Here is a 12672-nt window from a genome sequence, read left to right as displayed (position 1 = left end):
GCTTCGACGCGGGCGCGACCGCCGGTTCAGCCGAAGAGCAGCTCGAGATGGCCTTGCAGGCGTGACTGAAGGGCGGCCCGGCGGCCGGCGCGCGGCGCGGCGCCCGCAGCCAGGATGAGGCCCAGCATCATGGTGGAGACCACATAGGCGTCCATGCGGTCGGGAGGGGCCTGGGCGCCGGCGATACGGGCTATGGCCAGGGCCGTTCCTTCACCGCGATTTGCGCGCAGTTCATCCACTTCCGAACGAAGCTGCGGGTCGCGGGCGGCGGCGAGCATCAGCTCATGCAGGGCGAGCACGCCGGGGTTCAGCGCTCCGGCCTCGTCCACGAGGGTCGCCGCTATCTCGGCGCTCAGGGCGGCGATGCTGAGCGGCGTGGTGTCGAGGGTCGCGCCGCCGCTGGACCGGACCCGGTCGTAGACGTGCTGGAACGTCCTGCGCAACAGCGCGGCCCGGGTCGGGAAGTGGTGGGTGACATTGGCCAGGGACGTCGCCGCCTGGGCCGCCACCGCGCGATGGGTGAGCCCGGCGGCGCCGGCGCGGCCGACGATGTCCGCGGCAGCCCGAAGCATGCGCTCGGCCGCAGGCGAGGCGGGCGCGGCCGCCGCGGCGACCTGGATGTTCGCGGCCACCGCGGCGCGCCATCCATCCCAACCCGGCAGATCTTCGCGACGTCCGGCAAGCCGCGCGACGAGCCGGGCGCAGGCCTCGTGGAGCCAGGGCAGCTCGCGCCGCCAATCCGCGCATCGCCCGTGGATCGAAAGCGCGCCCATCGCGAAGTCCGAGAGGCGCGGCCCGGCCGCCTCGGGCAGGCTGGAGCGCGCCGCGACCTCGGTCCAGAACCGGTCGGCGTCGGCCTGATCGTGCGCGGCGGCAGGCGCGGGCGCGGCCGAACGCCCGGCAAGCTGGCGCAGTTCGCGCAGCGCCGTGGCGGGCACGCCGCGTTCATCGCACAGGTCCTGGATCAGAGCCGCGATCGAGGCGGGCAGGGCATTGGCGGCGATCCGCGCCGGCGCCGTATTCAGCGAGTCCGCGCGCCAACGGGCGGCCGCGCCGGCGGCGGCGGCCAGAGCCGCGGCCAGCAAGCCTTCGCGGCCGCCGAAATGGTAGTTCACCGCGGAGGCCGAGACATTGGCCAGTTCGCCCAGCTCGCGCGCGCTCACGGCTTCGGCGCCGCCCGAGCCCAACAGATCCAGCGCCGCGGCCAGCAGGCGGCTGCGCGCGTCGTCGCCTCGCGACTCAGGTGTGTCGGCAACCGCCATGCGCCAGCATAGCAGCCCGCGGCGCCCACGGTTCAAGAGCGTACAATCGTTCGACGTCCCCGGCGCATCGATGCCATTTGCCGAAGTGGCGTGAAAAATTCGCGGAAGCTTCACACCGTACATTCGTTCGAATTGATAACTCCCGCCCAGCATTGCAGCGGGGGATCAGATGCGGCGGTTCGGTGGTGTTTCCGGTCGAGGGCGATGGCTGGCCAGCGTGGCGCTCGGCGTCGTCGCCCTGGCCCCCGCGGCGCAGGCGGCGGACGGCGAGGCCGCGGAGGCTCCGGGCGTCGAGGAAGTGGTGGTGACGGGCTCGCCCATCGTCGGCAGCCAGCGGGCGGCGCTCCTGCAGCAGCGCGAAGCCGACAACCTGGTGAACGTCATCGCCGCCGATACGATCGGCCAGTTCCCCGACCAGAATTCGGCCGCCGCCCTGGCGCGGATTCCGGCCGTGGCGGTGCAGCGCGACCAGGGCCAGGAGCGCTATATCCAGGTGCGCGGCGCGCCCAATCGCTGGACCAGCGTCTCCATCGATGGGATCACCGTGATCGGCGTCGATGAAGCCGGCGGCCAGCGCGCCTTCCGGTTCGACTCGGTGCCGGCCGTGATCCTCAACGCGCTGGAGGTCAACAAGTCGCTGACGCCGGACCTTTCGGCCGAGGCGGTGGTGGCGCGGGTCAATCTGAAGACCTTTTCGCCGTTTGACCGGGCCGGCTTCTCGCTCAGCGCCGACGCCGGCTACGGCGAGATGGACCTGGGCGGCGGGGCGCAGGAGCAGTTCGGCGCACGGGCGTCCTGGTCGAACGACCGCTTCGGGATCATCGCCGCAGCCTCGCACTATCGCCGCAAGCAGACCACCGACAACCGGGAGTTCGACTACGACGCGGCCGGGAACCCGACCGTGCTGGACATCCGCAACTACCTGGTCGAACGCGAGAACAACGCCGGCCTGCTGGGCGTGGAATTTCGGCCGGCCGACGGCCACCGACTGTTCGCCAAGACCCTCTACAGCGAGTTCAACGACGACGAGCAGCGCAACCAGTATGTGCTGCAGATCGGTTCGGCGGTGTCGGGGACCCGCGGTCCCGCGGGCGGAGATCTGGTGGGCGTGCCCGTGCGGGGCAGCTTCAACTACGGCGAGTACCGCAACTCCATCCACCTGACGACGGTGGGCGGCGACCACGAGCTGTCGGGCTGGAAGACGGAGTGGCGGGCGAGCTACGCCGAGACCGAGAACACCACGGACCTGCCCCTGGTGCTCCAGCAGTACGGATCGCCGCTGCAGCGCCCGTCGCTGACCTACGATCTGACCGACCGCAACTTCCCCATCGTCACGCTGTATTCGACGGTGGCCGGGCCGACGGCGGGCTCGTTCGTGCGGGGCGCGCCGCTCTCAGCGTTCGACCAGTCGGGCTACAACGTGAACCTCGTCCTGCCGCTGACCTCCGCCATCGAGTCCGAGGCCTGGGTCTACAAGGCCGACGCGAGCCGCACCTTCGACCTGGGCGGCCGGGAGGTCGAGGCCTCCTTCGGCCTGCAGTACGACGACCGCCAGATCACGGGATCGATCCTGTCCGGCGCCGCGCCCACGGTCGCCCTGTTCGCGCTGCTGCCGCGCATCGGCATGGCCTTCCGGCCCGGCGACTATGTGACCGGCGAGACCTGGAACACCGGCTTCCCGCTGGGCTTCGACATCAACTACGTCGACAACCGCCGGATGCGGGCCGACCTCGGCGCGGCGCTGTCGGCGCTCCAGGCGGCGGGCCTTTACAACCCGGCCGGCAACGTCGCGCCGGGCGACACCTACCAGATCGAGGAAAAGCTGCTGGCCGGCTACGGCATGGCCAAGTTCGACGTCGGACCCGCCCAGGTAGTGGCGGGTCTGCGCGTCGAGCGCCTGGAGCAGACCATCGACGGCTTCGTGACCGTCGGGACCACGGCGACGCCGCTCAAGGTGGAAAACGAGGACACCGACCTCTTCCCGAGCCTGAACGTGAAGTTCGACCTGACCGAGGATCTCGTGCTGCGCGGCGCGTTCCAGCGCGGCATCTCGCGGCCCTCGTTCGGAACGATCCGCACCGGCGCCGCCGTGAACGACGTCGGCCGGTCGGTCAACGGCGGCAATCCCGGCCTGAAGCCCGAGACGACCTGGGGCGGCGACGTCTCGCTGGAGCGCTACCTGCCGGGCGCCGGCCTCGTCTCGGTCGGTGGGTTCTATCGGGACGTGAGCGACGTGCTGTTCAATTCGACGGAGCCGGTCGGGGACGGCCGCTACAACAGCGCCGGGGTGGATCGCAGCGCCTACGACTACACCAGCACGCTCAACGGCGGCGACGGCAAGCTGTACGGGCTGGAGTTCGCCTATCTGCAGCAGTTCGTCTTTCTGCCGGCCCCGTTCGATGGCTTTGGCATCCAGGCGAACCTCGCGCTGCTGGACGGGGAGTTCACCCGGCCCGGCGGCGGCAAGGCGCCGTTCCCCGGCACCTCGGACACCATCGTCAACGCCTCGGTCTACTACGAGAAGTACGGCCTCTCGGCCCGCCTCAGCTACCAATGGCGCGACGACTGGGTGGACACCCTCAGCCTCGCCGGGTTCGGCGACCAGTTCCGCAAGGCCTATGAGAGCCTCGACCTGTCGGTGCGCTACGCGGTGAACGACCATCTCTCGGTCTTCCTCGACGCCAACAATCTCACCGACGAGACCTACGTCGCCTACGAGGGCGACAAGAACCACCCCGTCGAGGTGGAGCAGATCGGCCGGCGCTTCCTGGCCGGCGCGCGCGTGACCTTCTGAGGGAGCCTCCGATGACCCTTTCCCGCCTCCTCCTTTCCCTGCTGGCCGGCGCGGCGATCTCGACGGCCGCGCAGGCCGCCGTGGTCGACGCCCAGCTCGAACGCACGGCGGCGGGCGCCCTGCGGGTCACCTGGACCGCATCGGCGGGCGAGGCCGTGGACGTGTTCCTCGGCCAGGCGCCGGATGCGCCCCCCGCGGCGATGCGGCTGATCTCCGACGACGACCGGGACGGCGTGCACGAGGAGCCTCTTCCGGCGGGGCGGGCCTATGTCGCGCTGCAGGGCGCAGACGGACGCATCCTGCACCTCGCGGAGCGCGCGCTTCCCCTGCAGGGCGCCAGCAACTTCCGCGACGCCGGCGGCTATCGCACGGCGGATGGGCGGCGCGTGAAGTGGGGCGTCATCTACCGCTCGGCGGAGCTCTCGGGCCTGACGCCCGCGGACCAGGCGTTCCTGAACGCGCTCGGCGTCCGGACGATCGTCGACCTGCGGTCCACCTCCGAGCGGAAGGCCCAGCCGACCGCGCTGCCGGCGAATGCCTCGACCCGCATCGTCTCGCACGACTACCAGATGGACATGGGACCGTTCGCCAAGGCCTTCGCCGGAGGCGTCGACGCCGAGAAGGCGCGGACAACGATGCGTGACTTCTATCCGGGGGTGCTCGACAGCCATGCCGAGCATTTCCGCGATGTCTTCCAGGCGCTGCTGAAGGGCGAAGGGCCCGTGCTCTATCACTGCTCCGCCGGAAAGGATCGGACCGGCGTGACCACGGCCCTGGTGCTGACGGCTCTGGGCGTGCCGAGGGAAACGGTGGTCGCCGACTACCTGCTGTCGAACAAGTACTACGCCATGCCGGCAGACGCCGCGCCTCAGGCGAATGGCTCGGCGGAGATGAGCTTCTTCTCGCGCCTGCCGCCGGATGTGGCGCGGGTGTTCGCAGGGGTCGAGGCCGAGTATCTTCAGGCGGTCTTCACGGAGATCGAGCGGCGGCACGGCGGCGTCGAGGCGTATCTGCAGACCCTGGGTGTCGGGCCGGCGGAGCTCACCCGCCTTCGGGCGACCTATCTGGAGTAGGCGCTCGCGGGCTGGACGGCGCCGAAACGGCGCTGCTGGAGGCGAAGGGACCGAACACCGCGACCACCCGGTCGGCCTCGTCGCGGTTCGAGGTGACGATGACGCGGTACGAGCCGCCGCCCTCAGCGACGCGGACCACGACGTGCCCGTCGCTGGCCGCCATCCGGCGCACGAGGCGGTCGTTGGTGAGCCGGCTGGCGTCGGTGAGGCCGGTGGCGAACACTTCGCGCGGGCCGGGATAGAGGTGGGCGCTGAACATCCGCTCAAGCTGCAGCATGCCCGGATGGGCCGCGTGCCAGGCCTGGATCACCCAGACGCGGGGACGCAGGGCGCGCGCCATGTCCGCGCCCACCGCGTCGAACATGCCGTGATGAGGGGCGACCGCCACGTCGACGGGGCCGCAAGCCCGGGCGGCGGCGGTCTCGACGTCGCGCCAGGGCGTGGCGCCGTCGCCGGTGTAGCTGACGAGGTCGCCGCCGGTGAAATAGCGGAACCGGCCATGGATCAGCCGCAGGCCGATCGAGCAGGGGTTTTCGTCCAGGGGCCCTCCCGCGGGCCGGTCCGCGAAGAGGTCGCGTGTCTCGAGGCCCCGTCCGCTCCAGACGCGGCCATTGGCGATCAGTGGCCGGACTTCGAAGCCGTCGCGCGCCGGGCCGAACTGTCCCGTATCGCCGACGCGTACGGCCTCCACGCGTCCGCCGGCCCGGAGCCTGTCCGCCACGAAGCGGCGGTGGTTGGCCCAGGTGGGGTCCGAGCCCACGGCCGGGACCTCGTAGGCCGGCGCGCCGCGGTCGACGATCAGGCCGATCGGCACGAGTTCGGCCACCTCGCTCAGCCCGGTGCGAACGTATCCGCGCGGGTCCGCGGCTCCTACCGCCGGGTCGCCGATGTGGTCGGGATGGATGTGGGTGGCCACGGCGACGTCGAGCTGCGATCCGCCGGTGTCCGCCAATCGGCGGCGAACGTAGCGGCCGATCCAGGCGCCGGGGTTGCGGCTCGCATCCGGGCGGGCAGGCGTGGACGAGGCGGGCGGGCTGGCCGAGGCCCCGGCGTCGATCAGCAGCGTACGGCCGTCCGGTCCGACGATCAGCGCGCTGTCGCCGCGGCCGGTGGCGATGTGGTGGATGTCGGTCTGGCCGGGCCGCCAGGGCGAGAGCGGCTCGCCCGGACGGTCCGACGGCGATGCCGCCGCGGGCTGCGCCGCCGCGGCCAGCAGGCCGGCCAGGACCTCGCGGCGGCTTGCCATCAGAACCGCGCCGTGAAGCTGACGCCGTAGGTGCGCGGCTCGCCGAGGTACTCGCCCAGTACGCCCTGGGTGGAGGGGATCAGGACATAGTCCGTGTCGGCGAGGTTCTTGCCCCACGCCATCAGGCGAAATCGGCCGTCGGCGGTCTCGACGCCCACCGAGGCGTTGATCAGGTCGTACGCCGCGACGAACAGGTTCGGGTCGCGCGCCGCGCCGGTGAAGTAGCCGCCGGTCCGGGTATAGGTGGCGTTGCCGAGCACGTGGCCCCAGTCGCCGAGTGGCTGGCGGACATCCAGCAGCAGGCTGTACTTCACCTTGGGCGACGAGCCGAGGCGGTTGCCGGTGTTGTTGGCGCCGCCCGGAATGACGAAATCGTCGTAACGCGTGTCGAGGTAGCCGTAGTTCACCCCAAGGTCGACGCCCGGCAAGGGCGTGGCCGAGAGCTCGACCTCGAACCCCTTCGACGTGGCCTCGCTGGCGTTGACGATCGTCAGGATGCGCGTCAGGCCGTTGAACAGCAGCTCCTGCTTGTCGTCGTACTTCATGCGGAAGACCGATGCGTTCAACCGCAGGCGGCGGTCGAACCACTGCGACTTCAGCCCCGCCTCATAGTTGACCACCGTCTCCGGCGCGAACGGCGTCCGGAAGGCTGCGGCCGTCGCCGCCTCGGTGTTGAAACCGCCCGAGGTGAAGCCCTTGGCGAGGCTCGCATAGACCATGACGTCGGTCGTGGGGGTCCAGCTCAGCACGGCGCGCGGGGTGAACTCGCTCCAGCTCTCCTCGGCGCCTGCGACGTTGAAGCTGCCGACGGCGTTGATGCGGTCCAGCCGGTTGAGCGAGGCCTCCTTCTTGTCATGCGTATAGCGGCCGCCCACCGTCAGGCGCAGGTTGGCGGGCAGGTTGAGGTTGCCGTCCACGAAGACGCCCAGGCTGGTCGCCTCCACGGCCTGGGTCAGGAACAGGTTGCTGACCACGGCGCCCGTGGGGGCCGCCAGACCCACCTGGGACAGGCGGCGCGACGCCTCCTCGTCGAGGTAGTAGAGGCCGGCGACGAAATCCCCGAAGGCCCACTTGGGCGAGGCGTAGCGCACCTCCTGGCTGAACGTTTTCAGGGCGTCGGAGTCGTCGTTGACCTGCTGGCTGCCGCTCGTGAGGAAGGCGAAGTTTGCGCCCACGCCTGAATACAGCTCGCCCGACTGCGACTCCCGATAGGCGGTGATCGAGGTGATCTGGCCGAAGGGCGCATCCCAGGTCCCGCGCACCGAGGCGCCCCAGAGGGTGCGGTCGAAGCGCTGGCGCACCCCCAGCTCGGCGGTGCGGCGGTCGCCGTCGGAGCCCAGGGTCTTGGACGACAGGGTGCGACCGTTGGTGTGGTCCTCGGCGTAGTCGGCGCTGACCAGAAGATCGAGGCTCTCGGTCGGGACCAGCCGGACCTGGCCGCGGGCGTTGCGGCTCTCCAGGTCGTCCAGGGTCTGGCCGGTGAGGCGGTCGCGGCCGTAGCCATCGCGGTCGCGGATCGAGACGGTCAGGCGCGCGGCGGCGCGGTCGCCCAGCGGCGACGAAACCGAACCGCGCAGCTGCACTGCGTTGTGATTGCCGTAGCCGACCTGCGCCACGGCCGAGCGCTGGGTGAGGCTGGGGCTGCCCGTGTCGATGACGATCACGCCGCCGGTGACGTTGCGGCCGAAGAGCGTGCCCTGCGGCCCCTTGAGCACCTGCACCGACGCCAGGTCGAACAGCTCGGTGTCCGCCACCGTGTTGCGCGGCAGGAAGACGTCGTCGACAACGATGGACACCGGCTTGTTCACGCCGATCTGCTGGAAGGTGTTGCTGGCGCCGCGGATCGCGATCACCGGACTGTTGGCGCTGAACGTGGAGACCAGCAGGCCGGGCGTCACGCGCGAGACGTCACGCAGGCTGTCCAGCCGCAGGGCGTCGATCGAGGCGCCGTCGATGACGGTCATGGGGATCGGCACGTCCTGCGCCCGCTGGGCCCGCTTCTGCACGGTGACGATCACCTCGCCGATCACGCCCTCGTCCGTGGCGGCGACCGGGCCCGCAGCGGGACGCGGCGCGGCTGGCGCGGGCCGCGCCGGGACCGCCTCCGTCCGGCGCACGATGGTCACCGCGCCGCCGTCGCCCAGGCGATAGGTAAGCCCCGAGCCCTGCAGCATCTGGCCGAGCGCGGCTTCGACGCTGGCCGCCCCGCGGACGGGTGCGGAACGCCGCCCGGCGACCATCTCGGGCGTGAAGGCCACGTTGCGGTCGGCCTCCCGCGCGAGCTGCAACAGCGCCGCGTCCAGCGGCTGGCTGGCGATGGTGAAGGCGCGCGCCTGGGCGACGGCGGCGACCGGCGCCGACAGCGCGACCGCCAAAGTCGTGGCGGCGATGGTGCGGATCCTCATGAAACTCCCCCTGCGAGCGGTGCTGCTCTACGGGGGATGACGCGGAACAGGCGCGGCTTCCCCGCCCGTCGCGAAAATTTCACGGACGGGCCAGCCGCCAGGTGTCGCCCGACGGGCGTTCGAGCCCCAGGTCGTTGAGGTCGGCGACCGAGCGCAGGAAGGCCTCCCGGTCGGTGGTGCGGAACGAGCCCGACACGCGCAGGCTCTCCATCCACCGATCGCCGAAGACCACCGTCCCCGGCGCGTACGGCGCGAACCGTCCGACCGCGTCGGCCAGGCGGACGTCGCGCAGGACGATGCGGCCGCGGGTCCAGGCGAGGCTGGCTTCCGCGTCGGTCTTCGCCCGGATCAGGCCGCCGACGCCGGCCGATGCGCCTTCGCCGGGCGCAAGCTCGACCTTGCGGCCGCTGGCGCGATGCAGCACCTCGACGCGGCCCTGCAGCAGGTCGGTCTGGTCCCGCAGCGGCTGCTCGGAGACCGTGAAGCGGGTGCCGAGCGCGGTCACCTGCATCTGGTCCGTCTTCACCCGAAACGGCCGCCAGCGCGCCTTCGCCACATCGAAGACGGCCTGACCGGCCGACAGCTCGACGTCACGCGCCAGCAGCGTCTGCCGCACCCGGATCCGGGACATGGCGTCGAGGCGCACGGTGGAGCCGTCGGCAAGCGCGACTGTCCGCACCTCGCCGATCCCGGTGGCGTAGCTCTTCGTCTCGATCGAGCCGAACCATGCCCACGATCCAACCGCGACGCAGAGGGCGGCGGCCATGGGCGCGGCTGTGCGGCCGGCAACGGCGCCCGCCGCCGAGCGGCGCGTGCGCCGGGCGAGGGCGGGATCGGCGTCGAGGGCCGACCAGGCTTCGAGCGCGGCGTCCAGCGCTACGGGGTTCTCGGGCGCCGCCGTCAGCCAGCGGCGGAGCTGGGCCTGCGCCTCGGCGTCCAGGCCCCCGGACTGGCGGCGCACCAGCCAGGCCGAGGCCTCGGCGAGCGCTTCTGAGGTGGGCCGGGGGCCGTCAGCGTTCATCGTCGTCCACCTCCCGCGCCAGTGCAGCCAGGGCGCGCTCGAGCTGCCGCGTCACCGCCTTTTCCGTGAGACCGAGCCGCGCGGCGGCCTGGCGCGGCGTCAGGCCCTCGAAGCGGACGAGGTGGACACAGGCGCGCGCCTTCGGCGTGAGGTCGGCCAGGGCGCGTTCCAGGCGCTCCAGCCGCCCACGACCGATCAATCGCCGCTCGGGCGAGCCGACTCCATCGTCGCTCAGCACGGGGGCGAGCGGCCCGTCCCATCCGGCGTCCTCCTGCCGCGTCCGGCGTTTGCGGAACATGTCGGCTATCAGGTTAGACGCGATCCGGAACAGGAATCCCCGCGGGTTGCGTACGGCGCCGGTGTCGGGGCCGGCGCGCAGCAGGCGCAGGTAGGTGTCCTGCACCAGGTCCTCGGCCTGTGTCCGGTCCGCCACGCGCCGCGAGACGAACGCGCGCAGCGCCGCGTCGTGCTCGCCGACCCACCCGGCAAGCTCCTCCTTCCGCGTCTCACCGTCGGCCATGACGGCTATCTAGGACCGAACGATGACAGGACGCGCGCTCGATCTCGCGATCTTCCGTCGCCGCCGCGGCGAACCTGCGGTTTGCCGCAAGTTTGGCCTGAGGCGCGCGCGCTCAGCCCACGCCATCTCCAGGGACGCCTCGACCCAGGCCGGCGCCGGGCTGCAGGGCGGCCAGATCTTCGGGCGTATTGGCGTTGGCGAACGGGTCGCCGTCGGGACCTGGCTCCCACTCTACCTGGATCATGCCGCAATCGGCTGCAAAGCCCCGCAGGGACGCGCCCGTCGCCAGGTAGGCGGGCAGTCGGCGGGCGCAGTCGGTCCGCCAGAGCGCGCAGGTAGGGTGCAGCCAGCCCAGGCTGCTCGCCACCGCCACGCCTTCATCGCCGAGCGCCGCATCCAGGCGCTCCAGAAGGTCGTCCGGCAGCCACGGCGCGTCGCACGGCAGCGTGAGGAAGCGCGCCGTGTTCGCACCGGCGGCGAAGGCGAAGGCCGAGGCGAGGCCGGCCGCCGGGCCGGGGATCGAGGGATCGTCCAGCAGAACCGGTGCGTCGATATCGCCGGCGATCTGATCCCTGGCGCGCACGGCGACGGCGACGATGGGCGACCAGCGCCGGGCGCGGGCGATGGCCTGGCCCAGGAGGGTGGTCTGGCCGAAGGTCCGCAGCGGCTTGCCGCCGCCCATGCGGCGCCCCTCACCGCCCGCCAGGACCACCACGGCGACGGGGCCCCTCATCGCTTGCGTCCAGGCGAACGGCGGCGGACGGCGACGCGAGGCGCGATCAGCGCCTCCGGGGCGATTGGCAGGACCATCAATGTCGTTGTCGGGGCTCAGCCCACGAGGCGCAAGAGGACTTCGCCCCCACGGCGGACTTCGACGAACTCGGCGTTCTCCTGCGCCAGCATCTCGCGGGCGCGGCGCATGAGCTCGAGCTCCGACGCGCAGAGGACGGGCACGAAGCGCGGCGGCGAGTCTTTCTGGGCGATGTAGAACTCGTAGGTCGTCAGCATTGGCGCAGGTTGCGCGCCCGAGCCGGCCTCGCCATGACCTGTGTCAATCCGCGGCGGCGCCGAGCCGTCCAGGTCTCAGCGGGCGCGGCGGACGGCCAGGATCAGCAGGCCGCCGGTCGCGGCCGCCACGCCGGCGGCGAGGTAGAGCCACGCGTAGCCGGCGGTGATCTGCAGCAGCAGCGCGCCGAGGATCGGGGCGAACATCTGCGGCAGGGTGTTGGCCAGGTTGCTCACGCCCAGGTCGCGGCCGGCGTCGCGGTCCGACGGCAGCACCTCGGTGATCAGCGCCGCATCGACGGCGGTGAAGATCCCGTAGCCGGCGCCGAAGATGGCGAAGGCGACCGCCATCAGACGCCAATCGGCGCTGAAGGCGAGGAGCACGGCGGCGGCGGCCACCATCAAACCGGCCATGAGCACGAACGCCTTGCGACGCCGAAGGTGGTCCGACAGGAAGCCGCCGGCCAGGCTTGCGGCGATCTGGACTAGGCTTGCCCCGATCACGAGCAGGCCGAGCAGCGCCTCGGGCGCGAGGCCGCCGGGGGGCGCGGCGCGATCCTGGATGTTGAAGAGCGTGAACAGCGACACGATGGTGATCCCCGCCTGGATCAGCAGTCGCGAGAGCCACGCCACGGAGAAGTCGCGGGTCAGCCGGAGAGGCCGCCATTTCCCGGCGCGGTGAGGGCGGGCCAGACGAAAGACGTTGGGGCCGGTGGGCGTCTCGTGGGCCAGAAGCAGCACTGGGACCATGGCGACGAGCAGCAGGCCCGCGACGACGCCGTATCGGACGCTCTCCTGCGGCAAGGCCACGCCGACGAGCAGGGCGCCGGTCAACGCGCCGGCGGGCGGGGCGAGGCCGATGAATGCGGCCGCGCGGCCGCGCTGCGCCGGCGGGACTTCGTCCGCGAGCAGGGCCACCAGCGGCCCGAACATCAGGTTCAGGCAAAACTGGAACAGCAGGACCCCCGCCACCAGCTCGAACGCCGTATCTGCCCGCATGATGACGAAGCAGGACGCGGCCGTGCCCAAGCCGCCGACGATCAGCCAAGGCCGCCGTCGGCCGAAGCGCGAGCGGGTGCCGTCGCTGAGCGCGCCGGCCAGGATATTGGCCCCGCCCGCCACGAGCGCGCCCCAAAAGCCCACCTGCGCCAGGATCCAGGCCTTGCCGGCCGGGTCTATGGCGGCGGCCTTGAGCGGCGCGAGGATCGTGAGCAGGGGCATGAACGCCAGGAAGGCGCCCATCTGCGCGATCGCCAGCGCAGCCAGGAAGGCGCCGCTGGCGGCTTGCGGTCGTGGCGGGACATCTGCAAGGAAAGCGCTGGACACGAAGGGCATCCTGGTGCGGT

General features: G+C 71.6%; 10 protein-coding genes. 2 read left to right on the top strand and 8 right to left on the bottom strand.

Features of this window, described 5'->3' with window-relative positions:
• Positions 1-26 precede the first annotated feature (26 nt).
• Positions 27-1262 carry a TetR/AcrR family transcriptional regulator gene (locus tag AX721_RS02015; protein ID WP_068874265.1) on the bottom strand — a complete coding sequence of 412 codons (1236 nt, stop codon included), beginning with the start codon at positions 1260-1262 and terminating at the stop codon, positions 27-29.
• A gap of 217 nt (positions 1263-1479) precedes the next feature.
• On the opposite strand from AX721_RS02015, the gene AX721_RS02010 reads away from it, so the two are divergent.
• Both AX721_RS02010 and AX721_RS02005 read left to right on the top strand, forming a co-directional pair.
• Positions 1480-4056 (top strand): TonB-dependent receptor, encoded by a 2577-nt coding sequence (locus AX721_RS02010; protein WP_231754693.1) that lies wholly within the window; start codon positions 1480-1482, stop codon positions 4054-4056.
• Positions 4057-4067: 11 nt separating this feature from the next.
• Positions 4068-5129, top strand: coding sequence for a tyrosine-protein phosphatase (locus AX721_RS02005; protein WP_068874263.1), 1062 nt, complete (start codon positions 4068-4070; stop codon positions 5127-5129).
• Here the strand turns inward: AX721_RS02005 and AX721_RS02000 are convergent.
• The 7 genes from AX721_RS02000 to AX721_RS01970 form a co-directional block, all read right to left on the bottom strand.
• Positions 5098-6375, bottom strand: a complete 1278-nt coding sequence (locus tag AX721_RS02000; RefSeq protein ID WP_156466961.1) for a ComEC/Rec2 family competence protein — start codon at positions 6373-6375, stop codon at positions 5098-5100. The two genes, AX721_RS02005 and AX721_RS02000, sit on opposite strands and share 32 nt — an antisense overlap.
• On the bottom strand, positions 6375-8780 hold the full coding sequence (locus AX721_RS01995) for a TonB-dependent receptor (protein WP_068874261.1): 2406 nt from the start codon (positions 8778-8780) through the stop codon (positions 6375-6377). Before AX721_RS01995 ends, AX721_RS02000 begins: the two co-directional genes overlap by 1 nt.
• 79 nt (positions 8781-8859) lie before the next feature.
• The gene (locus AX721_RS01990) at positions 8860-9801 is read right to left on the bottom strand and encodes a FecR domain-containing protein (RefSeq protein WP_068874259.1); all 942 of its coding nucleotides are present in this window, start codon (positions 9799-9801) and stop codon (positions 8860-8862) included.
• Positions 9791-10321 (bottom strand): RNA polymerase sigma factor, encoded by a 531-nt coding sequence (locus tag AX721_RS01985; RefSeq protein WP_068874257.1) that lies wholly within the window; start codon positions 10319-10321, stop codon positions 9791-9793. The genes AX721_RS01990 and AX721_RS01985 overlap by 11 nt, the downstream gene beginning before the upstream one ends.
• Positions 10322-10433: 112 nt before the next feature.
• A complete protein-coding gene (locus tag AX721_RS01980; RefSeq protein WP_068874256.1) occupies positions 10434-11054 on the bottom strand; it encodes a molybdenum cofactor guanylyltransferase in 621 nt (206 codons plus the stop codon).
• A 95-nt stretch (positions 11055-11149) separates the two neighbouring features.
• On the bottom strand, positions 11150-11329 hold the full coding sequence (locus AX721_RS01975) for a hypothetical protein (protein ID WP_068874255.1): 180 nt from the start codon (positions 11327-11329) through the stop codon (positions 11150-11152).
• A 75-nt stretch (positions 11330-11404) separates the two neighbouring features.
• The gene (locus AX721_RS01970; protein WP_197422434.1) at positions 11405-12652 is read right to left on the bottom strand and encodes an MFS transporter; all 1248 of its coding nucleotides are present in this window, start codon (positions 12650-12652) and stop codon (positions 11405-11407) included.
• Positions 12653-12672: the final 20 nt, after the last annotated feature.

Origin of the sequence: Phenylobacterium sp. CCH9-H3 (genome assembly GCF_001557235.1) — a bacterium.
Taxonomy (GTDB): Bacteria; Pseudomonadota; Alphaproteobacteria; order Caulobacterales; family Caulobacteraceae; genus Phenylobacterium.
This window is presented reverse-complemented; position numbering and strand designations above follow the sequence as displayed.

Excerpts from the sequence above, each read along its gene's own strand:
- AX721_RS02015 (WP_068874265.1), bottom strand. The coding sequence starts at position 1,262 with ATGGCGGTTGCCGACACACCTGAGTCGCGAGGCGACGACGCGCGCAGC.
- AX721_RS02005 (WP_068874263.1), top strand. The coding sequence starts at position 4,068 with ATGACCCTTTCCCGCCTCCTCCTTTCCCTGCTGGCCGGCGCGGCGATC.
- AX721_RS02000 (WP_156466961.1), bottom strand. The coding sequence starts at position 6,375 with ATGGCAAGCCGCCGCGAGGTCCTGGCCGGCCTGCTGGCCGCGGCGGCG.
- AX721_RS01995 (WP_068874261.1), bottom strand. The coding sequence starts at position 8,780 with ATGAGGATCCGCACCATCGCCGCCACGACTTTGGCGGTCGCGCTGTCG.
- AX721_RS01990 (WP_068874259.1), bottom strand. The coding sequence starts at position 9,801 with ATGAACGCTGACGGCCCCCGGCCCACCTCAGAAGCGCTCGCCGAGGCC.
- AX721_RS01985 (WP_068874257.1), bottom strand. The coding sequence starts at position 10,321 with ATGGCCGACGGTGAGACGCGGAAGGAGGAGCTTGCCGGGTGGGTCGGC.
- AX721_RS01980 (WP_068874256.1), bottom strand. The coding sequence starts at position 11,054 with ATGAGGGGCCCCGTCGCCGTGGTGGTCCTGGCGGGCGGTGAGGGGCGC.
- AX721_RS01975 (WP_068874255.1), bottom strand. The coding sequence starts at position 11,329 with ATGCTGACGACCTACGAGTTCTACATCGCCCAGAAAGACTCGCCGCCG.